General features: G+C 70.5%; 22 protein-coding genes. 15 read left to right on the top strand and 7 right to left on the bottom strand.

Annotation, left to right across the window (positions count from 1 at the left end; genetic code table 11):
* Positions 1-30 precede the first annotated feature (30 nt).
* Positions 31-1,107, bottom strand: a complete 1,077-nt coding sequence (locus ABD733_RS15365) for a fatty acid desaturase family protein (protein ID WP_425552941.1) — start codon at positions 1,105-1,107, stop codon at positions 31-33.
* A gap of 220 nt (positions 1,108-1,327) precedes the next feature.
* Here ABD733_RS15365 and ABD733_RS15360 point away from each other — a divergent pair, with 220 nt between their 5' ends.
* A complete protein-coding gene (locus ABD733_RS15360; protein WP_344797768.1) occupies positions 1,328-1,987 on the top strand; it encodes a DUF308 domain-containing protein in 660 nt (219 codons plus the stop codon).
* A complete protein-coding gene (locus ABD733_RS15355; RefSeq protein WP_344797766.1) occupies positions 1,984-2,265 on the top strand; it encodes a hypothetical protein in 282 nt (93 codons plus the stop codon). Before ABD733_RS15360 ends, ABD733_RS15355 begins: the two co-directional genes overlap by 4 nt.
* 72 nt (positions 2,266-2,337) lie before the next feature.
* On the opposite strand, the gene purB is transcribed toward ABD733_RS15355, so the two are convergent.
* The 3 genes from purB to ABD733_RS15340 are packed head-to-tail and all read right to left on the bottom strand — an operon-like array spanning position 2,338 to position 4,719.
* Positions 2,338-3,714 (bottom strand): adenylosuccinate lyase, encoded by a 1,377-nt coding sequence (gene purB, locus ABD733_RS15350; protein ID WP_344797764.1) that lies wholly within the window; start codon positions 3,712-3,714, stop codon positions 2,338-2,340.
* A complete protein-coding gene (locus tag ABD733_RS15345; protein WP_344797762.1) occupies positions 3,711-4,310 on the bottom strand; it encodes a low molecular weight protein-tyrosine-phosphatase in 600 nt (199 codons plus the stop codon). Before ABD733_RS15345 ends, purB begins: the two co-directional genes overlap by 4 nt.
* Positions 4,311-4,314: 4 nt before the next feature.
* Positions 4,315-4,719, bottom strand: coding sequence for a phage holin family protein (locus ABD733_RS15340; protein ID WP_344797760.1), 405 nt, complete (start codon positions 4,717-4,719; stop codon positions 4,315-4,317).
* 45 nt (positions 4,720-4,764) lie between these two features.
* Between ABD733_RS15340 and ABD733_RS15335 the strand changes: the two genes are divergently transcribed.
* The 4 genes from ABD733_RS15335 to ABD733_RS15320 are packed head-to-tail and all read left to right on the top strand — an operon-like array spanning position 4,765 to position 9,452.
* Positions 4,765-5,838 carry a histidinol-phosphate transaminase gene (locus tag ABD733_RS15335; RefSeq protein ID WP_344798020.1) on the top strand — a complete coding sequence of 358 codons (1,074 nt, stop codon included), beginning with the start codon at positions 4,765-4,767 and terminating at the stop codon, positions 5,836-5,838.
* Between the two features lie 35 nt (positions 5,839-5,873).
* Complete coding sequence (locus tag ABD733_RS15330; RefSeq protein ID WP_344797758.1) at positions 5,874-7,022, top strand: thiamine pyrophosphate-dependent dehydrogenase E1 component subunit alpha; 1,149 nt, start codon at positions 5,874-5,876, stop codon at positions 7,020-7,022.
* A 53-nt stretch (positions 7,023-7,075) separates the two neighbouring features.
* Positions 7,076-8,041, top strand: a complete 966-nt coding sequence (locus ABD733_RS15325; protein WP_425552940.1) for an alpha-ketoacid dehydrogenase subunit beta — start codon at positions 7,076-7,078, stop codon at positions 8,039-8,041.
* A 10-nt stretch (positions 8,042-8,051) separates the two neighbouring features.
* Positions 8,052-9,452 carry a dihydrolipoamide acetyltransferase family protein gene (locus ABD733_RS15320; protein WP_344797754.1) on the top strand — a complete coding sequence of 467 codons (1,401 nt, stop codon included), beginning with the start codon at positions 8,052-8,054 and terminating at the stop codon, positions 9,450-9,452.
* 13 nt (positions 9,453-9,465) lie between these two features.
* Here the strand turns inward: ABD733_RS15320 and ABD733_RS15315 are convergent, their stop codons facing one another.
* Complete coding sequence (locus ABD733_RS15315) at positions 9,466-10,116, bottom strand: response regulator (protein ID WP_344797752.1); 651 nt, start codon at positions 10,114-10,116, stop codon at positions 9,466-9,468.
* Complete coding sequence (locus ABD733_RS15310; RefSeq protein ID WP_344797751.1) at positions 10,113-11,327, bottom strand: sensor histidine kinase; 1,215 nt, start codon at positions 11,325-11,327, stop codon at positions 10,113-10,115. The genes ABD733_RS15315 and ABD733_RS15310 overlap by 4 nt, the downstream gene beginning before the upstream one ends.
* Before the next feature lie 180 nt (positions 11,328-11,507).
* Between ABD733_RS15310 and ABD733_RS15305 the strand changes: the two genes are divergently transcribed.
* From ABD733_RS15305 to ABD733_RS15265, 9 genes are all read left to right on the top strand, one after another.
* The gene (locus tag ABD733_RS15305) at positions 11,508-12,428 is read left to right on the top strand and encodes a metal ABC transporter solute-binding protein, Zn/Mn family (RefSeq protein ID WP_344797750.1); all 921 of its coding nucleotides are present in this window, start codon (positions 11,508-11,510) and stop codon (positions 12,426-12,428) included.
* A complete protein-coding gene (locus ABD733_RS15300) occupies positions 12,425-13,288 on the top strand; it encodes a metal ABC transporter ATP-binding protein (protein WP_344797749.1) in 864 nt (287 codons plus the stop codon). Before ABD733_RS15305 ends, ABD733_RS15300 begins: the two co-directional genes overlap by 4 nt.
* A complete protein-coding gene (locus ABD733_RS15295; RefSeq protein ID WP_344797748.1) occupies positions 13,285-14,193 on the top strand; it encodes a metal ABC transporter permease in 909 nt (302 codons plus the stop codon). Before ABD733_RS15300 ends, ABD733_RS15295 begins: the two co-directional genes overlap by 4 nt.
* Positions 14,190-14,585 (top strand): Fur family transcriptional regulator, encoded by a 396-nt coding sequence (locus ABD733_RS15290; protein WP_344797747.1) that lies wholly within the window; start codon positions 14,190-14,192, stop codon positions 14,583-14,585. The genes ABD733_RS15295 and ABD733_RS15290 overlap by 4 nt, the downstream gene beginning before the upstream one ends.
* Before the next feature lie 168 nt (positions 14,586-14,753).
* A complete protein-coding gene (gene rpmB / locus ABD733_RS15285; RefSeq protein WP_055961461.1) occupies positions 14,754-14,990 on the top strand; it encodes a 50S ribosomal protein L28 in 237 nt (78 codons plus the stop codon).
* Positions 14,990-15,157: a 50S ribosomal protein L33 gene (gene rpmG, locus ABD733_RS15280; RefSeq protein WP_043595944.1), complete on the top strand. Its 168-nt coding sequence runs from the start codon at positions 14,990-14,992 to the stop codon at positions 15,155-15,157. The genes rpmB and rpmG overlap by 1 nt, the downstream gene beginning before the upstream one ends.
* A 2-nt stretch (positions 15,158-15,159) precedes the next feature.
* Positions 15,160-15,465 carry a 30S ribosomal protein S14 gene (rpsN, locus tag ABD733_RS15275; RefSeq protein WP_344797746.1) on the top strand — a complete coding sequence of 102 codons (306 nt, stop codon included), beginning with the start codon at positions 15,160-15,162 and terminating at the stop codon, positions 15,463-15,465.
* A gap of 108 nt (positions 15,466-15,573) precedes the next feature.
* Positions 15,574-15,861 carry an HU family DNA-binding protein gene (locus tag ABD733_RS15270; RefSeq protein WP_286345348.1) on the top strand — a complete coding sequence of 96 codons (288 nt, stop codon included), beginning with the start codon at positions 15,574-15,576 and terminating at the stop codon, positions 15,859-15,861.
* 87 nt (positions 15,862-15,948) lie between these two features.
* Positions 15,949-17,850, top strand: coding sequence for a bifunctional copper resistance protein CopD/cytochrome c oxidase assembly protein (locus tag ABD733_RS15265; protein WP_344797745.1), 1,902 nt, complete (start codon positions 15,949-15,951; stop codon positions 17,848-17,850).
* Here ABD733_RS15265 and ABD733_RS15260 read toward each other — a convergent pair.
* Positions 17,847-18,956 carry an LLM class flavin-dependent oxidoreductase gene (locus ABD733_RS15260; RefSeq protein WP_344797744.1) on the bottom strand — a complete coding sequence of 370 codons (1,110 nt, stop codon included), beginning with the start codon at positions 18,954-18,956 and terminating at the stop codon, positions 17,847-17,849. The two genes, ABD733_RS15265 and ABD733_RS15260, sit on opposite strands and share 4 nt — an antisense overlap.
* Between the last annotated feature and the right edge of the window lie 68 nt (positions 18,957-19,024).

Here is a 19,024-nt window from a genome sequence, read left to right as displayed (position 1 = left end):
GAAGCGGGCCCAGCGCGAGAATCTCATGCACTAGCGCGGCCGGTACTCCGCAGCCATCGGGCAGTCGAACGGCCGGCGCGCGGCCAGTCCGACCCGGTTGAGGTAGGCGATGACGATGCCGAAGGCGTTCGGGAGGGTCGTCTCGGTGTAGGGCACCCGGTGCTCGGCGCAGTGCTCGCGGACGATCTTCGACGCGGCCTTCAGGTGCGGCCGGGCCATGCTCGGGAACAGGTGGTGCTCGACCTGGTAGTCGAGGCCGCCCATGGCGACCGTCATGAGGCGCCCGCCGCGGATGTTGCGCGAGGTGAGCACCTGCTTCGACAGGAAGTCGACGCGGCTCGACTCGGGGATGATCGGCATGCCGATGTGGTTCGGCGCGAACGACGAGCCCATGTAGAGGCCGAAGATGGCGAACTGCACGCCGATGAAGGCGAAGGCCATGCCGAGCGGCAGGAACCAGAAGACCAGGCCCAGGTAGACGGCGAAGCGGACGGTGATCATCGTGATCTCGAGCGAGCGCTTGTCGACCTTCTTGCGGCCGAAGACCGTCTTGTACGACATGAAGTGCAGATTGAAGCCCTCGAACAGCAGGATCGGGAAGAACGCGTAGCCCTGCTTCTGCGTGAACAGGCGGCTGAGCCCCTTCTGCTTGACGGCGTCCTGCTCGAGGAACGAGACGGTGTCGTACTCGATGTCGGTGTCGCGGCCGATGGTGTTGGGGTTGCCGTGGTGCTTCGTGTGCTTGGAGGTCCACCACGAGTAGCTCATGCCGACGATGCCGGAGGCCAGCACGCGGCCGACCCGGTCGCTCGTCTTGCCCGACTCGAAGACCTGGCGGTGCGCCGTCTCGTGCGCGAGGAACGCGTACTGGGTGAAGATGATGCCGATCCCGGCGGCGATGAGCAGCTGGAACCAGCTGTCGCCGAGCAGGAACGATCCCGCGACCGCGCCGGCGAGGCAGGCGGTGACGACGGCGAACATGGCGATGTAGAAGCCGGTCCGGCGCTTCAGGAGGCCCGCCTCGCGGACGCGGGCGAGCAGTGCCGTGTAGGTGCTGATCGGCTTCGAGGTCTCGCCGTGCGTGGTTCCGCGGAAACCGGCGGGCAGCTCGGCGCTGTTGATCGAGCGGGCGACGACAGGGGTCGTCGGGGGTGCGAGGACGGACAAGCCGGTCTCCCTGAATTCGGGATCGACTTCTCAGTCGGAGGTGATGAGCGAGCGCTCCATGCAGATGCCTGAAGGTATCCCGCGCGGCTGGGAGCGGAGCGGGAGTTCAGGATCGCGCGCGGTAAACTCGGGAGTCCCCTCACCCCCCGAGAGAAGAATCGTGACGGCCCTTCAGCACGACGCCGAATCCGAGGCGCGCTACTGGCCCGTCCCCATCCTGCGGGCGATCCCTCTCCTCGTGCTGGGCATGGTCACCACGTTCGTGAACGACCACTCGCCGTCGATCGGCCTGACGGTCTTCGGGGCCACCACCCTGGTCGGCGGCGTCGCGCTGGCGGCCGGCTCACGCCGCTTCCTCGACGACGCCTCGAGCCGCTCCATCGCGGTCGTGCAGGGTGCGGTCGGCGTGGTCTTCGGCCTCCTCGCGCTGCTGTTCCGCGGCGGCGGCCTGCCGACGCTCGTGGCGCTCGTCACCGCGTGGGCGGTCATCGCGGGCGTCCTCGAGCTCGTGACCGGGCTGCGTCGGCGTCGACGCTCCGGGCTCGCGCGCGACTGGATGCTCCTCGGCGCCCTCACGATCCTGCTCGCGCTGATCTACCTCCTCGTGCCGGCCGACTACTCCAAGGAGCTCGGCGGCATCGAGAAGATCCGCGGCACCCTCACCTCGTCCACGATCCTCGTGGGCCTGGTCGGCGCGTACGGCGCCCTCGTCGGGATCTTCCTCATCATCCAGGGCCTGTCGCTCAAGTGGCAGACCGGCACGGCCCACGCGGTCGCTGCCGACGAGACGAACAGCATCGACGGAGCACAGACGAAATGACAACACCCAGCAGGCACGAGCGGGTCCGCCCGGCTGAACTCCTCGGGATGTCGGCCGTCTTCGGCCTCTTCACCGGCCTGATCGTGCTGCTCTCGACCCGAGAGATCCGGCTCGCGGCGATCTTCCTGTGCATCGCGTTCATCGTGGGCGTCGTGATCCTGGCGATGCTGTCGCTCGCCTCGAAGCCGAACGCCGACGAGCAGCACGAGATCCGCGACGAGAACGGCCGCGCCAAGGGCCTCCTCGAGCGCGACGACGACTACCCGCGGGGCCACTGACCCGCAGGTCAGCAGGCCCGCAGCCACAGAGCCGCGCAGGCCCGCAGCCGGGCAGCCACAGAGCCCGCAGGATCAGAGGTACCCGACGAGCTCCGGAGCCAGGCCCACATAGCCGGCCGGCGTCAGGGCGACGAGCCGGGCCTTCGCCTCGTCGCCGATGTCGAGCCCCTCGACGAACTCCACGAGCTCGGCCTGACCGACCCGGTGGCCGCGGGTCAGCTCCTTGAGGAGCGCGTACGGGTCGGAGATCTGCGAGCGGCCCGCGGTGATCTCGGCGCGGATGACCGTCTGGATGGCCTCGCCGAGCACCTCCCAGTTGCGGTCGAGGTCGTCGGCCATGGCGGCGCCGTTGATCGAGATCTCGCCGAGCCCGCGGCGGATGTTGTCGAGCGCGAGGAGCGAGTGGCCGAAGGCGACGCCGATGTTGCGCTGCGCCGACGAGTCGGTGAGGTCGCGCTGGAGCCGCGAGGTGACGAGCGTCTCGGCGAGCGACGAGAAGAGCGCCGACGAGATCTCGAGGTTCGCCTCGGCGTTCTCGAAGCGGATCGGGTTGACCTTGTGCGGCATCGTCGACGAGCCGGTGGCCCCGGCGACCGGGATCTGGGTGATGTAGCCCATCGAGATGTACGACCAGATGTCGGTCGCGATGTTGTGCAGCACGCGGTTGGCGTGGGCGACGCGGTCGTAGAGCTCCGCCTGCCAGTCGTGCGACTCGATCTGCGTGGTGAGCGGGTTCCAGGTCAGTCCGAGGCCCTCCACGAACGAGCGCGAGACCTCCCGCCAGTCGAGCTCGGGGGCGGCGACGACGTGGGCCGAGAAGGTGCCGGTGGCGCCCGAGAACTTGCCGAGGAACTCCGACGCCGCGATCTGCGCCCGGATGCGCCCGAGCCGGTACGCGTAGACGGCGAACTCCTTGCCGACGGTCGACGGCGTGGCCGGTTGACCGTGCGTGTGCGACAGGATCGGCGTCGCTGCGTGCTCCCGCGCGAGGCCCTCGAAGAGCGCGATCACCGCGTCGAACCTCGGCAGCCAGACCTCGAGCGCGGCCGCCTTGACGGTCAGCGCGTAGGAGAGGTTGTTGATGTCCTCCGAGGTGCAGGCGAAGTGGGTCAGCTCGGCGACGGAGTCGAGCCCGAGGTCGGTGAGGCGGGCGCGCACGTAGTACTCGACGGCCTTGACGTCGTGGCGGGTGGTGGCCTCGAAGACGGCGAGCTCGTCGATGTCCTTCTGGCCGAAGTCGGCGACGACGGCGCGGAGCGAGACCTTCTGCTCGTCGGTGAGCGGCGACGATCCTGCGAACGAGCGGTCGGTCTGGTCGATCAGCCACTCGACCTCCACGTGGACGCGGGCCCGGTTGAGCCCCGCCTCGCTGAGGTGGTCGCCGAGACCCTCCACTGCCGGACGGTAGCGGCCGTCGAGCGGGCTGAGGGGCTGCGGGGGAAGGCTCATCTGGGGGATCCCTGTCGTAGTGCTGGTTCGATCTGCTTGAACAGAGCGGTGGCGGCGTGCTCCACCATGTCGAGGACGGCCTCGAACATGGCGGCATCGGAGTAGTAGGGGTCGGGCACGTCGGTGCCGTCGCCCGCCGGCCGACCGCCGGCGCTCTGCGGCAGGATGCCGCCGGTGCGCCCCGTGCGCCCGTCGCGGTCGAAGCTCAGCAGCAGCTGCACCTTCGACCGCTCGGTCTCGCTGGGAGCCCACGCGCGCAGGATGCGTTCCTGGCCCCGGTCGAAGACCACCACGAGGTCGTGCCGGTCGAAGTCCGCTGCCTCGAACTGCCGTGCCCGATGCCTGGAACCATCGTAGCCGCGCCCGCGGAGGGCTGCGATCGTGCGGGAGTCGGCGCGCTCGCCGACGTGCCAGTCGCCGGTCCCGGCCGAGTCGACGACGACCCGGTCGGCGAATCCGGCGGCGGCCACGAGCGCGCTGAAGACGGTGGCGGCCATGGGGGAGCGGCAGATGTTGCCGGTGCAGACGAAGACGATCCGGAACAGGGCCGTCTCGGCCGCGACCGTCCCGCCGAAGTCCGCCCCCTCGTACGCCATCGGATCAGGCGCGGGCGCGCACGTTGCCGAAGAGCGGGCGCAGGACGATGCCGATCAGCCAGCCGAGCACCGCCAGGACGAGCGCCCCCAGGATGCCCCAGCCGAGGTTGTCGACGGTGAGGCCGAAGCCGATCTGCTCGGAGATCCAGGCGACCAGGAGCAGGAGGAGCCCGTTGATCACGAACGAGATGAGGCCGAGGGTCAGGATGTAGAGAGGGAACGCCACGACCTTGACGACCGTGCCGACGATGCTGTTCACGAGTCCGAAGAGGAAGGCGACCAGGAGGTACGTCAGGATCGTCGGGACGAGCGACCGGTCGCCGTACGGCGTGACGTGCACCCCGGTGACGATGTAGGTCGTGAACCAGAGGGCCACGGCGTTGATGACGAGCCGCACGAAGAATCGCATGGGCACAACTATGCCCACCCCGGCCCCCTGGTGGTAGCCCGTAGGCTGACCGGTGTGACCGCACCCGTCCGCCTCCGCCCCGAGATCGCCGCGCTTCCGCCGTACCGGCAGGGCAAGCAGGCCTCGCCCGACGCCTTCAAGCTCTCGTCGAACGAGAACCCGTTCGAGCCGCTGCCGGCCGTCGTCGAGGCGCTCCACGGCGCCCTCCACGTGAACCGCTACCCCGACGCTGCGGCCGCCGAGCTGCGCCAGGTGCTCGCCGACCGGTTCGGCGTCGGCGCCTCGGAGGTCCACGTCGGGGCCGGCTCCGTCTCGATCCTGTCGCAGCTGCTCCTCGCCGCCGCGCAGCAGGGCGACGAGGTCGTCTACGCGTGGCGGTCGTTCGAGGCCTACCCGGGGCTCGTCACCGTCACCGGGGCGACGAGCGTCCAGGTGCCGAACCTGCCCGACGGATCGCACGACCTCGCGGCGATGGCCGATGCGGTCACCGACCGCACGCGCGTCGTGATCGTCTGCACGCCCAACAACCCGACCGGCGAGATCGTCACCACGGCCGCCTTCGAGGACTTCATGGCGCGGGTGCCCGAGACCGTCCTCGTCATCCTCGACGAGGCGTACGCCGAGTTCGTCACCGAGGACGACGCGGTCGACGGCGAGTCGCTCACCGAGCGCCACCCCAACCTGGTCGTCCTCCGCACCTTCTCGAAGGCCTACGGTCTCGCCGGCCTCCGGGTCGGCTACGCGATCGGCCCGGCCTACGTGCTCGACGCCGCCCGCTCGACCGCCATCCCGCTGTCGGTCACCGAGCCCGGCCTCCGGGCGGCGATCGTGTCGCTGGAGCACGAGGACGAGCTCCTCGAGCGGGTCGGCAGGATCACGAGGCTCCGCGACCAGGTCCGGCAGTCCCTGATCGACCAGGGCTGGGACGTCCCCCGGGCCCAGGGCAACTTCGTCTGGCTCCCCACCGGCGCGCAGACGGCCCACGCCGCCGAGGTCTTCGACCGGGCCGGGATCGTCGTCCGCGCCTTCGCTCCGGAGGGCATCCGGATCACCGTCGGCGAGCCCGCATCTGTCGACAAACTCCTAGGAGCCGCCCAGGAGGTTGTCCGCACCCTCTAGGTGTCGAGTGGCAGGCCCCCGATAGGCTCGTCCCCATGTCTTCCGACGCCGCAGTGTCTTCCGACGCCACAGGGCCAGACGCGCCACCGATCCAGCTCCTCGATCCCGCCGGGGTCCTGCAGGAGAACGACCGGACCGCCGAGTTCCTCCCCGTGATCGAGGCGCTCGACGACGAGTCCCTCCAGCGGTTCCACCGCGACATGGTGCTGACCCGGCGCTTCGACGACGAGGCCGGCAACCTGCAGAGGCAGGGCCAGCTCGCGCTGTGGGTGCCCAGTCACGGGCAGGAGGGGGCGCAGGTCGGCTCCGCCCACGCCATGCGGCCGCAGGACCACGTCTTCCCCTCCTACCGCGAGCACGCCGTCGGCCTCGTCCGCGGCATCGACCCGGTCGACGTCATCCGCCTCCTGCGCGGGACGACGCACGGCGGCTGGATCCCGGAAGAGAAGCAGAACTTCCACCTCTACACGCTCGTCATCGGGTCGCAGACGCTGCACGCGACGGGGTACGCCATGGGCATCGCCATGGACGGCTCGTACGCGACCGGCGACCCGACGCGCGACCAGGCCGTCATCACCTACTTCGGCGACGGCGCGACCAGCCAGGGCGACGTCAACGAGGCGATGGTCTTCGCGGCCAGCTTCCAGACCCCCGAGCTGTTCTTCCTGCAGAACAACCACTACGCGATCTCGGTCCCGGTGGCGACGCAGTCGCGCAGCCCGCTGGTCCGTCGGGGCGAGGGCTTCGGCATCCCGTCCACGCAGATCGACGGCAACGACGTCCTGGCCAGCTACGCCGTGACGCTCCGCGACCTGACGGCGGCCCGCGGCGGCGACGGCCCCCGCTTCATCGAGGCCCTCACCTACCGGATCGGCGCCCACACGACGTCCGACGACCCGACCAAGTACCGCACCGACTCCGAGCTGCAGTCGTGGATCGCGCGCGACCCGATCACCCGGTTCGAGGCGTTCCTGCGCTCGCGCGGCGAGGGCGACGCCTTCTTCGCGGAGGTCGAGGCCGAGGCCCGCGACCTGGCCGAGGACGTCCGGCGCCGCACCCTCGCGCTCGAGCGCCCCTCCACCGACCTCATGTTCGACCACGTCTACTCCGAGGCGCACCCGCGCATCACCGAACAGAAGGAGTGGCTCGCCAGCTACGAGTCCTCCTTCGGAGACTCGCTATGACCGACACCACCACCGAGCAGACCGCCACCACCGCCGGGTCGACCACCGAGGTCATGCCGCTCGGCCGCGCCATCAACGCCGGGCTCCGCCGCGCCATGCAGGACGACCAGCGGGTCGTCATGATGGGCGAGGACATCGGCACCCTGGGCGGCGTCTTCCGCGTGACCGAGGGGCTCAAGGCCGAGTTCGGCGCCAAGCGCGTCATCGACACCCCGCTCGCCGAGTCCGGCATCGTCGGCACCGCCATCGGACTCGCGATGTACGGCTTCCGACCCGTCTGCGAGATCCAGTTCGACGGCTTCATCTTCCCGGGCTTCGACCAGATCACCTCGCAGCTGGCGAAGCTCACCAACCGCCACGAGGGCACGCAGTCGATGCCCGTCGTGATCCGGGTGCCCTACGGCGGGCACATCGGCGCGGTCGAGCACCACCAGGAGAGCCCGGAGGCGTACTTCGCGCACACCGCCGGCCTCCGCAGCGTCAGCCCGTCGACGCCGCACGACGCCTACTGGATGATCCAGGAGGCGATCCGCTCCGACGACCCCGTCATGTTCTTCGAGCCGAAGAGCCGCTACTGGCCGAAGGGCCCGGTCGACCTGTCGTCGCCCGGCGTCCCGCTGCACGCCAGCCGCGTCGTCCGCACCGGCACCGAGGTGACCGTCGTCGGCCACGGCGCCATGGTCTCGGTCCTGCTCCAGGCGGCCGAGATCGCGGCCGAGGAGGGCATCAGCATCGAGGTCGTCGACCTCCGCTCGATCTCGCCCATCGACTACGGCCCGATCCTGTCGTCCGTCCGCAAGACCGGCCGGCTCGTCATCGCGCAGGAGGCCTCCGGCAACGCCAGCGTCGGCTCCGAGATCGCCGCGACCGTCGCCGAGAAGGCGTTCTACTCGCTGGAGGCGCCCGTCCTGCGGGTGAGCTCCTTCGACGTCCCGTTCCCGCCGGCGAAGCTCGAGTCCGTGTTCCTGCCCGACGCCGACCGGGTGCTCGAGGCTGTCGACCGCGCTCTCGCCTACTAGGAGGCCCCTGGTGTCCACCACCATCACCAGCAGCAACGAGTTCCACCTCCCCGACGTCGGCGAGGGCCTCACCGAGGCCGAGATCGTCGAGTGGAAGGTCGCCCCCGGCGACTCCGTCGCGCTCAACCAGGTCATCGTCGAGATCGAGACGGCGAAGTCGCTCGTCGAGCTGCCCTCGCCGTTCGCGGGGACGGTCGACGAGCTCCTCGTCGAGGCCGGCCAGACCGTCGAGGTCGGCGCGCCGATCATCCGCGTGTCGGGCGGGGTCATCCCGCGGACGCCCGCCGACGAGATCCTGGAGGCCGAGGCCGAAGCGGTCGCCTTCGAGGAGGTCGTTCACTCGACCAAGGCCGCCGAGGCCGCTGCGTCCGGCGCACCCGCTCCCGTCGCCGACGAGGGGTCGGGCGCGGTCCTGGTCGGTTACGGCATCACCGGCGCGCACCTGAGCACCCGGCGTCGCCGCCCCACGAAGGGCGAGGCCGACGCCCGCGTGCAGCGCGTCGCCGAAGAGAAGCGGCGTCGCCCGGAGTCGGTCCCGGCCTCGTCGGCTCAGCCGATCATCGTCAAGCCGCCGATCCGGAAGCTCGCCAAAGACCTCGGCGTCGACCTCGCTGTCGTCGAGCCCACCGGCCTCGCCGGCGAGACCACCCGCGACGACGTCATCCGCCACGCGCGCCAGGCCAGCGTGTTCCACAACATCGAGACGCCCGAGTGGAGCGAGGAGCGCATCGAGCGCATCCCGGTCAAGGGCGTCCGCAAGGCGATCGCGTCGGCCATGGTGTCGAGCGCCTTCACCGCGCCGCACGTGAGCCTGTTCGTCGACGTCGACGCCACCCGCACGATGGAGTTCGTCGGCCGCCTCAAGAACTCGGCGCAGTTCGCCGGCGTGAAGGTGTCACCGCTGCTGATCATGGCGAAGGCGGTCATCTGGGCCGTGCGCCGCAACCCGACGGTCAACTCGGAGTGGACCGACCGCGAGATCCTGGTCCGCCACTTCGTGAACCTCGGCATCGCGGCCGCCACTCCGCGCGGTCTCATCGTGCCGAACGTCAAGGAGGCGCAGGCGATGAGCCTCTTCGAGCTGGCCCAGGCCCTCGAGCAGCTCACGCTGACCGCCCGCGACGGCAAGACCCAGCCCGCCGACACGGCCGACGGGACGATCACGATCACCAACATCGGCGTCTTCGGGATGGACACCGGCACGCCGATCCTCAACCCGGGCGAGGTCGGGATCATCGCCCTCGGCACGATCAAGCAGAAGCCGTGGGTCGTCGACGGCGAGGTCCGGCCGCGCATGGTGACGACGATCGGAGCGAGCTTCGACCACCGCGTGGTCGACGGCGACGTCGCGTCGCGCTTCGTCGCCGACGTGGCGAGCGTGCTCGAGGAGCCGGCGCTGCTGCTCGACTAGTCCGTCGCGCTCGCTACACCAGCCCGCGCTGGTAGGCGTAGATGACGGCCTGCACCCGGTCTCGCAGCTGCAGCTTGGCGAGCACGCGGCCCACGTGGGTCTTCACGGTCGACTCCGAGAGGAACAGCTCCGCCGCGATCTCCTGGTTCGACAGCCCTCGGCCGATCGCGACGAGCACTTCGCGCTCGCGCTCGGACAGGGGCGTGACACCCGCAGGATCGGCGCTCGTCTCGGGCATCTTCCCGCGGTAGAGCTCGATCATCCGCTGCGTGATCCGCGGCGAGACGATCGCCTCGCCCGCGGCGACGGTGCGGATGGCCTGCACGAGGTCGGCCGAGGGCGCGTCCTTCAGCAGGAACCCGCTCGCGCCCGCGTTGAGCCCGCCGAACGCGTACTCGTCGAGGTCGAAGGTCGTCAGGATGATGACGCGCGTCTCGGGCTGCGCCGCGACGATTCGGCGGGTCGCCTCGATGCCGTCGAGCCCCGGCATCCTGACGTCCATCAGCACCACGTCGGGACGCAGCTCGGCCGCGCGCGCGACCGCGTCCTCACCGTTCGTCGCCTCGCCGACGACGCGGAGCCCGTCGGCGGCGCCGAGCACCATGGCCATGCCGGCGCGGAGCAGGTCCTGATCGTCGACGAGCAGGAGAGTGATGTCGGTCATCGGGGGTCCTCCGGTGGGTGAGGCAGGGTCATGTGGACGCGCCAGCCGCCGCGGGCGCCGCCGGTCTCGGGGTCGATTCGCGGCCCGGCCTCGACCGAGCCGCCGTGGACGGCGGCCCGCTCGCGCAGGCCGACGAGACCTCGACCGCTGCCGACGGATGCGGACGGTCCGAGGTAGAGGCCGTCGTCGGTGACGTCGACGGTGGTGAGGGTCGCGCCGTAGTCGAGCTGCACGAGGACGCGCGACGGCTGGCTGGCGTAGCGGAGCGCGTTCGTCAGCGACTCCTGCACGGCGCGGAACACCGCCACCTGCAGCGTCGGGTCGCTCGGGGGAGTTCCCTTCTGCTGCACGGCCACGGGCACGCCCGTCGCCCGGTAGGTCTCGATCAGCTGGTCGAGCTCGGCCAGGGTGGGCTGCGGGGCGGTCTCGGGGGCGTCGTCCTCGCGGAGGACGCCGAGCAGCCGCCGCATGTCGCGGAGCGAGTCGCGGCCGACCTGTCCGATCTGCCGCACCGCCTCGCGGGAGCGCTCCGGATCGGTGTCGGCCACGGCGTCGGCGCCGTCCGAGAGCCGCACCATCACCGAGAGGCTGTGGGCGACGACGTCGTGCATCTCGCGTGCGATCCGGGAGCGCTCGGCCGCGGTGGCGAGCCTCCCCTCGGCGTCGCGCTCGCGGGCGAGCTGGGCGGCACGCTCGACCAGGGCTTCGAGGTACCGGCGCCGGTTGCCGATGTCGATGCCGATCAGCAGCGCCAGGAGCACCATGACCAGGATCAGCGACGGCCTCACCCCGCCCGCGGACGTCACGAAGACGAGCCCGAGATACGAGCCGAACGCGGCCGCCGCTGCGATCCAGGCCTGGAGCGTGCCCCGGTAGACCGCGACCGAGTAGATCGCGACGATGAGGGCGACGGCGAGGGTCGAGCCGTCGTGGAACGCGGTCAGCACGCCGGAGCAGACGATCACGACGCCGGCCGTGAGGAGCGGACGACGGCGACGCAGGATCAGCGCGGCCGCGCCGATCACGGGGAACGCGACGAGCCCGTGCACCCACCAGTCGGCCCCGACGAGACCGAGCCCGACGTCGATGCTCTCGAGGTAGCCCGTGAGGAGGGCGAAGGCGGCGAGCAGGATGTCGGCGAGCAGCGCGTGCCGGAGCCAGAACCGCCGGATGAGCCCCGGCGGCCGAGGCAGCAGCAGCTCGTCGGTCATGGGCTCGAAGCTACCTCCTGGAGCGGCAGGCAGCGGTGGTCCTCGCGGACCGGCCGCAGGTACCGCGGTACCGATCGCCGCCTTTTGACAATGATTATCGTTTAGAATAACTTTGCAGAAGGTCGGGGCCCGAGGGCGGCACCCCGCCGCTCCTCCCCGCCGCCCATAGATGGATCCCTCGTGAACCTGCGTCCCCTGATCGCCGTCACCGCGCTCGCCGCCGCCTCCAGCCTCGCCCTCGCGGGCTGCTCGTCCAGCGACCCCGGCTCCGCTTCCGCCGGCGGCTCGTCGAGCGGCGCCATCCGCGTCGTGGCCTCCACCGACGTCTACGGCGACATCGCGTCGCAGATCGGGGGCTCCGCTGTCGCCGTGACGAGCATCCTGACGAACCCGAATCAAGACCCGCACGGCTTCGAGGCCGACGCCAAGACGCAGCTCGCGATCTCGAAGGCCCAGATCATCATGGAGAACGGCGGCGGGTACGACGACTACGTCGACACCATGCGCTCGTCGACGTCGTCGAAGGCCGTCCTCATCGACGCGGTGAAGCTGTCCGGCTTCACGCCCATCGACGGCGAGCTGAACGAGCACGTCTTCTACGACTACCCGACCATGGTGAAGGTCGCGAACGCCCTCGCGGCCGACCTGGCCAAGGAGGCCCCGTCGAAGGCCGAGTCCTTCTTCGACAACGCCGCCGCGTTCAGAGCGTCCATGACGAGGCTCGAGTCGCAGACCGCTGCGCTCAAGGCGGAGCACTCGGGCGACGACGTGTCGTACACCGAGCCGGTGCCCGGCTACCTCTTCGACGCCGTCGGCCTGAAGAACGTGACTCCCGGGGCCTTCTCGCACGCGGTCGAGGAGGGCGACGACGTCCCGCCGCGGGCGCTGAACGATACCCTGAAGCTCATGTCCGGCAAGAAGGTCGCGCTGCTGGCCTACAACGAGCAGGCCTCGAGCCCCGAGACGTCGCAGGTCCAGAAGGCCGCCGAGAAGGCCGGGGTCCCCGTCGTCCCGGTGACCGAGACGCTCCCGAAGGGCGACGACTACCAGACCTGGCAGCAGGCGAACATCGACGCTCTGAAGGCGGCCCTCGCCAAATGATCCCGACCGGTCGGCACCCCGTGCTCCGTCTGCGCGACGCGGGCATGAGCTTCGGCGACCGCACCCTCTGGCGGGGCCTCGACCTCGACGTGCTCCCGGGCGAGTTCATCGCCGTGCTGGGGCCGAACGGGGCCGGCAAGACCACCCTGCTGAAGGCGATCCTGGGCCAGCAGGGCCTGTCGGAGGGCACCATCGAGTTCCTCGACCAGCCGGTGCGCCGCGGCCACCGCAAGATCGGGTACGTCCCGCAGCAGCGCCTGATGGAGTCGGGCACGCCTCTCCGCGCCCGCGACATGATCGCGCTCGGCATCACCGGGCACCGGTTCGGGCTCCGTCGAGAGACGAGAGACGAGCGGCGCAGGATCGACGCCCTCGTCGCCGAGGTCGGTGCCGCCCCGTTCGCCGCAGCCCCCGTGGCGACCCTGTCGGGCGGCGAGCAGCAGCGCGCCCGGGTCGGGCAGGCCCTCGCGTCGCAGCCCGCCCTCCTGCTCTGCGACGAGCCGCTCATCTCGCTCGACCTGCGCCACCAGCGCGGCGTCACCGAGCTCATCGACGCCCAGCGACGCAAGACGGGCGCCGCCGTCGTCTTCGTGACGCACGACGTCAACCCGATCCTCGACGTGGTCGACCGGGTCGTCTACATCGCCGGGGGCCGCTTCACGATCGGCATGCCCGACGAGGTGCTCCGCGCCGACGTCCTGAGCGACCTCTACGGCACCCCGGTCGACGTGGTCCGCACCCTGGGCAGGATCGTCATCGTGGGCAGCACCGAGGGCACCTCTATCGGCGAGGGCGAGCACGACCACGCCCACCACCACGACTCCTCCGGAGACGTCGACCCGGAGGGCCCGATCCGATGAACCTCGACGTCCTCTCGCACATCCTGTCGTTCCAGGACTTCGGCGAGCTCGTGGTGCTCGTCCGCAACTCGCTCATCGCGGGGGCGCTCCTCGGCATCGTCGGCGGCCTCATCGGGCCGTTCGTGATCACGCGGAACCTGCCCTTCGCCGTCCACGGCATCAGCGAGCTCTCGTTCGCCGGCGCCTCCATCGCGCTCCTCGTCGGCGTCAACGTCGTCACCGGCTCGGTGGTCGGGAGCGTGCTCGCCGCGCTGATCATCGGCCTGCTCGGCAACCGGGCGCGCGAGCGGAACTCGATCATCGCGGTCCTGATGCCCTTCGGCCTCGGCCTCGGGATCCTCGCCCTGGCGCTCTACCAGGGGCGCGCGGCGAACAAGTTCGGGCTCCTGACCGGGCAGATCGTCTCGGTCGACAACCCCCAGCTCGGCTGGCTGCTGGCCATCTCGGTCGTCGTCATCGCGACCCTTCTCGTCGTCTGGCGACCGCTCACCTTCGCGAGCGTCGATCCCGATGTGGCCGCCGCCGCGGGGGTGCCGGTCCGCACGCTGTCAATCGTCTTCATGCTGGCGCTCGGCCTCTCGGTGGCCGTGTCGGTGCAGATCGTCGGCGCGCTGCTCGTGCTGTCGCTCCTGGTCACGCCCGCGGCGGCCGCGCTCCGGCTCACCGTCTCGCCCCTGTGGGTGCCCGTGCTGAGCATGACGTTCGCGGTCGTCTCGGTCGTGGGCGGGATCCTGCTGGCTCTCGGCGGCGGTCTGCCCATCTCGCCGTACGTGACGACGATCTCGTTCGCGATCTGGCTGGTCTGCCGTCTCGTCGGCGGGCGCCGCGAGAAGCGGTCGCCGCGTCGTTCCCAGGCGCCGGCACGATCCGCCGCCGTCCCCGAGAAGGCGGAGGCGGCCTCGTGAAGCGCAACACCTGGCAGCGGGAGGCGGTCCGCGGGGCGCTGACCGGCAGCGAGGGCTTCGTCAGCGCGCAGGTCCTGCACTCGGCCCTCCGCGACACCGGCTCGCCCATCGGCCTGGCGACCGTCTACCGCGCGCTCGCCTCGCTGGAGCAGGAGGGCGAGGTCGACGCGCTGCAGCAGGACGGCGAGAGCCTCTACCGCGCCTGCACGCCCGGCACGCACCACCACCACCTGATCTGCCGCAACTGCGGCACCACGGTCGAGATCTCGGCCGACCCCGTCGAGACGTGGGCCAGGAGCGTCGCCGCCGAGCACGGCTTCACCCAGGCCGACCACGTCGTCGACGTCTTCGGGCTCTGCGCGGCCTGCACCGCGGCGGCCCGGCTTGCGTGACGTCGGGCGTGTCGCGTAGGCTAGCTCCTTGGTTGAGTGCTATCTGCACTCATGTGTGCCGACTCCCAGCAGTACTGCTCAGGCAGAGGGCTGACGCGCGCCGACAAGTGACCTTGGGTAGGGCCGCCGTTCTCGAACAGCGCTCCTACGGTATCTACGGAGGAAATCATGGCAGCAACCTGCCAGGTGACCGGAGCCGTTCCCGGCTTCGGACACAACATCTCGCACTCGCACCGACGCACCAAGCGTCGTTTCGACCCGAACGTCCAGAAGAAGACCTACTACGTGCCTTCGCTTCGCCGTAACGTGACCCTGACGCTCAGCGCCAAGGGCATCAAGGTGATCGACGCCCGTGGCATCGAGAAGGTCGTCAAAGACCTCCTCGCTCGTGGGGAGAAGATCTAATGGCAAGGCAGCAGGACGTCCGTCCGATCATCAAGCTCCGCTCGACGGCGGGCACCGGTTTCACGTACGTGACCAAGAAGAACCGTCGCAACAACCCCGACCGCCTCGTGCTCAAGAAGTACGACCCGGTCATCCGCAAGCACGTCGAATTCCGCGAGGAGCGCTAAACATGGCCAAGAAGAGCATGGTTGCGAAGAACAACCAGCGCAAAGAGATCGTCGCGCGCTACGCGACGAAGCGCCTCGAGCTGAAGAAGGCTCTCATCGACCCGAACGGCACCGACGAGAGCCGCGAGGCGGCCCGCGTCGGCCTGCAGAAGCTCCCCCGCAACGCCTCCCCGGTCCGCGTCCGCAACCGCGACGCGATCGACGGGCGCCCCCGCGGTCACCTCAAGGAGTTCGGCATCAGCCGCGTCCGCTTCCGCGACATGGCTCACCGAGGCGAATTGCCGGGCATCACGAAGTCTTCCTGGTAGGTTCTGAGGCGGTTCGACAGGGTCTTGTACCCCGGCGGACCGCCTCACGGCTGTCACCGGTCGTCCGAGCAAGCTAGCTTCCACCAACCCTGTCCGAGGAGGACACACATGGCTGACAAGTCACTGAACCGTACCGAGCTCGTCGCAGCTGTCGCCACCGAGTCGGGCCAGAGCCAGGCCGCCGTGAGCGGCGTCGTCGACGCTCTCTTCGCCGTCGTCTCGAAGAACGTCGCCGATGGCACCAAGGTGACCATCCCGGGCTGGATCGCCTTCGAGAAGACGCACCGCGCCGCTCGCACCGGCCGCAACCCGCAGACGGGTGAGGCCCTCGAGATCGCCGCCAGCGACAGCGTCAAGGTCAGCGCCGGCAGCAAGCTCAAGGCTTCTGTCAAGTAGGTCCGCTCCATCGCAGGAAGGGTTGTCGACGATCGTCGCCAGCCCTTCCTTCAGTTAACGGCGGAGGGCGCTCAGTACGATTGCCGGGTGCCACGCCTCAGCCGTCTCGCCGCGCCCGCGATCCTCGTGGCCGCAGCCCTCGCGGCGCTGCTCGCGGCCCTGGCCTTCGGCGGCGCTGCCGACCGCCTGCCGCTGGCCGACCCGGGTGCCGCGGTGCGCTTCGGCCTCCCGATCGCGACCCTCGTCACCGATCTCGGCGCCGCGCTGACGATCGGGACGCTCGCGCTCGCCTGCTTCGCGCTGACGCCCGAGAGGCCCGAGTGGGGCCGGGCCCTCGACATCGCGTCGGCCGGGGCTCTGGCGTGGACCGTGGCATCCTGCGTGGCCGGCTTCTTCACGTTCCTCAGCGTCTCGAACGTGCGCGTCACCGCCGACGCGCAGTTCGGCCAGTCGCTGGCGTTCTTCCTGACCGGCACCGGGCTCGGGCTCGCCTGGCTGGTCTCGACCCTGATGGCGGCCGCCGTCACGGTGCTGTGCTTCGCCGTCCGGGGCGTCACCCCGGTGTTCGTCGTCGCGCTGATCGCCGCGGGGGCCCTCGTCCCGCTCGCGCAGCAGGGGCACGCCGCGGGCACGGCCGATCACACCAGCGCGGTCCTGGCGCTGGGGCTCCACATCGAGGGCGCGGCCGTCTGGCTGGGCGGCCTCTTCGCGCTGGTGCTGCTCCGGCCCGTCATCGAGAAGGCCCGGCTCGGGCCGGTGCTCGCGCGGTACTCGTCCATCGCGCTGGTCGCCTTCGTCGTCGTCGCCGTGTCGGGTGTCGCCAGCGCCCAGATCCGCGTGGGCTCCTGGAGCGAGCTCGGCTCCCGGTACGGGCTGCTCGTGATCGCGAAGACCGTGGCGCTCGTCGTCCTCGGCCTCTTCGGCGTCGTGCACCGCCGCGTCCTGGTGGCCCGGGTGCAGAACCGGCTCGAGGCGTCCAAGCCGACCTTCTGGTGGTTCGTCACCGCCGAGCTCGCGTTCCTCGGGCTGGCGTCGGGCATCGCTGCGGCCCTCGCTCGCACCGAGACGCCCGTCGCCCAGGCGGCCGTGACCGACACCGCGGCGCTCACCCCGGCGCAGGTCCTGACCGACCAGAGGCTGCCGCCCGAGCTGACCCCGCTGCGACTCCTCACCGCCTGGAGCCCCGACCTCGTCTGGCTCCTGGCCTGCGCCTTCGGGGTCGCGGCCTACCTCGTGGGCGTGGCGCGGCTGCGCCGTCGGGGCGAGAGCTGGGCGCTGTCGCGCACGATCCTGTGGTGCGCCGGCCTCGTCGTCCTCGCCTACGCCACGTCGGGGGCTCCGGAGGTCTACTCGCGCTACCTGGTCAGCGCGCACCTGTCGGCGCTCGTGGTCGTGGGCCTCGTCGTGCCGCTCCTGCTGGTGCCGGCCGCACCGTGGACCCTCGCGCTCCTCGCGACGGCGAAGCGGCGCGACGGCAGCCGGGGCCCGCGAGAGTGGTTCCTGATGATCGTGCAGTCGAGGGGCGCCGCGTGGCTGACGTTCCCGCCGATGGGCGCGATCCTGCTCGCCGTCTCGATCTGGGCGTGCGTGTACACGCCCCTGCTGCGCTTCACGGCGACGACCGCGACCGGGCACTTCGCCCTGGTGCTCGGGCTGCTGCTCTGCGGCTGGCTGTTCGCGCAGTCCGTCGTCGGCGTCGACCCGGTGCCCGTCGCCGCGGGGCCGGGGCTCCGCACCGGGTTCGTCGCCCTGGTGGCCGCCGCCGTCCTGGCCCTCGGGCTCGTGCTCGCGTCGACGCGGGGCCTGCTGCTCTCCGACTGGTACGGCGCGATGGGCCGCCAGTGGGGAGCGCCGCCGGTCGCGGATCAGCAGACCGGCGGCGTCGTCCTGCTCGTCGTGGGGCTCGTCGCGTGCGCCGGCGTCGCAGTGTCGCTTGCGGTGGCGCGGTCTCGGGCGCGCTCCCGCTCGCTCGAGCCGGCCGACCGCTAGACCGCCGCGACCTCCGAGGCGAGGAGCTCGCGGACCATCGGCGCGACCTCGCGGCCGTAGAGCCCGATGCTCGACATCATGTGCTCGTGCGGGAGCAGCCCCATGCTGTAGCGCATGTCGAAGCGGGTCGCGCCGAGCAGACGCAGGTTGCGCGCGATCTTGCGGGCCACGGTCTCGGGCGAGCCGACGTAGAGCGCGCCGTCCTCGGCGGCCGAGGCGAAGTACTGCTCCTTCGTGTAGGGGCCCCAGCCGCGCTCGCGGCCGAGCTGGTTCGTCTGCGCCTCCTGGTACGGGTAGAGGATCTCGAGCGCCTCCTCGTCGGTGGCGGCGACGAAGCCGGGGGAGTGCATCGCGATCGGCTGTGGAGCCTGGCCGAACTGGTCGAGGGCCCGACGGTAGAGGTCGGAGTACGGCGCGAACTGCGCGGGCTGTCCGCCGATGATCGCCAGGAACAGCGGCATGCCGTAGTGGGCGGCCCGGATGACCGACTGGGGCGAACCTCCGACGCCGACCCAGGTCTTCAGGGTGCCGGACTCGGGCCGCGGGTAGACCCACTGCTGGTCGAGGGCGCCGCGCTTGGTGCCGGTCCAGCTGACGGCCTCGTCTTTCAGGAGCTCGGAGAAGAGGTTGATCTTCTCCTCGAAGAGCACCTCGTAGTCGGCGAGGTCGAGGCCGAAGAGGGGGAACGACTCGGTGAACGAGCCTCGGCCCAGGATCACCTCGGCGCGTCCGTTCGAGAGGGCGTCGACGGTCGCGAAGCGCTCGTAGACGCGCACGGGGTCGTCGGACGACAGGACCGTGACGGCGGAGCCCATCCGGATGTTCTCGGTGCGCGCGGCGATGGCGCCGAGCACGACCTCCGGTGCGGAGACGGCGAAGTCGACGCGGTGGTGCTCGCCGACGCCGATGAAGTCGAGGCCGACCTCGTCGGCGAGGACCGCCTGGTCGACGAGGTTGCGGATCGTCTGCGCGTGGCTGAGGTGCTCGCCGGCGAGCGGCGTGGAGCCGGGTCGCTCGGTGACGTCGCCGAAGGTGTCGAGGCCGAGCTGGATCGCTGCCGGGTCGATGTCGGGCACGATGCGGTCGGGATTGGTTGCGGTCGCCATGGTCTCCCCATTTCTATGCGTTTGCATACTACTGCAACACCTCGGGGTCTGTTCTATTCCCCGCGCGG

The sequence above is a fragment of the Frondihabitans peucedani genome (genome assembly GCF_039537585.1).
GTDB classification, from domain to species: domain Bacteria; phylum Actinomycetota; class Actinomycetes; order Actinomycetales; family Microbacteriaceae; genus Frondihabitans; species Frondihabitans peucedani.
The sequence above is the reverse complement of the archived record's forward strand: the minus strand, read 5'-3'. Positions and strand labels throughout refer to the sequence as shown.

Excerpts from the sequence above, each read along its gene's own strand:
- ABD733_RS15355 (WP_344797766.1), top strand. The coding sequence starts at position 1,984 with ATGACAACACCCAGCAGGCACGAGCGGGTCCGCCCGGCTGAACTCCTC.
- purB (WP_344797764.1), bottom strand. The coding sequence starts at position 3,714 with ATGAGCCTTCCCCCGCAGCCCCTCAGCCCGCTCGACGGCCGCTACCGT.
- ABD733_RS15345 (WP_344797762.1), bottom strand. The coding sequence starts at position 4,310 with ATGGCGTACGAGGGGGCGGACTTCGGCGGGACGGTCGCGGCCGAGACG.
- ABD733_RS15340 (WP_344797760.1), bottom strand. The coding sequence starts at position 4,719 with ATGCGATTCTTCGTGCGGCTCGTCATCAACGCCGTGGCCCTCTGGTTC.
- ABD733_RS15330 (WP_344797758.1), top strand. The coding sequence starts at position 5,874 with ATGTCTTCCGACGCCGCAGTGTCTTCCGACGCCACAGGGCCAGACGCG.
- ABD733_RS15325 (WP_425552940.1), top strand. The coding sequence starts at position 7,076 with ATGCCGCTCGGCCGCGCCATCAACGCCGGGCTCCGCCGCGCCATGCAG.
- ABD733_RS15315 (WP_344797752.1), bottom strand. The coding sequence starts at position 10,116 with ATGACCGACATCACTCTCCTGCTCGTCGACGATCAGGACCTGCTCCGC.
- ABD733_RS15310 (WP_344797751.1), bottom strand. The coding sequence starts at position 11,327 with ATGACCGACGAGCTGCTGCTGCCTCGGCCGCCGGGGCTCATCCGGCGG.
- ABD733_RS15300 (WP_344797749.1), top strand. The coding sequence starts at position 12,425 with ATGATCCCGACCGGTCGGCACCCCGTGCTCCGTCTGCGCGACGCGGGC.
- ABD733_RS15295 (WP_344797748.1), top strand. The coding sequence starts at position 13,285 with ATGAACCTCGACGTCCTCTCGCACATCCTGTCGTTCCAGGACTTCGGC.
- rpmB (WP_055961461.1), top strand. The coding sequence starts at position 14,754 with ATGGCAGCAACCTGCCAGGTGACCGGAGCCGTTCCCGGCTTCGGACAC.
- rpmG (WP_043595944.1), top strand. The coding sequence starts at position 14,990 with ATGGCAAGGCAGCAGGACGTCCGTCCGATCATCAAGCTCCGCTCGACG.
- rpsN (WP_344797746.1), top strand. The coding sequence starts at position 15,160 with ATGGCCAAGAAGAGCATGGTTGCGAAGAACAACCAGCGCAAAGAGATC.
- ABD733_RS15270 (WP_286345348.1), top strand. The coding sequence starts at position 15,574 with ATGGCTGACAAGTCACTGAACCGTACCGAGCTCGTCGCAGCTGTCGCC.
- ABD733_RS15260 (WP_344797744.1), bottom strand. The coding sequence starts at position 18,956 with ATGGCGACCGCAACCAATCCCGACCGCATCGTGCCCGACATCGACCCG.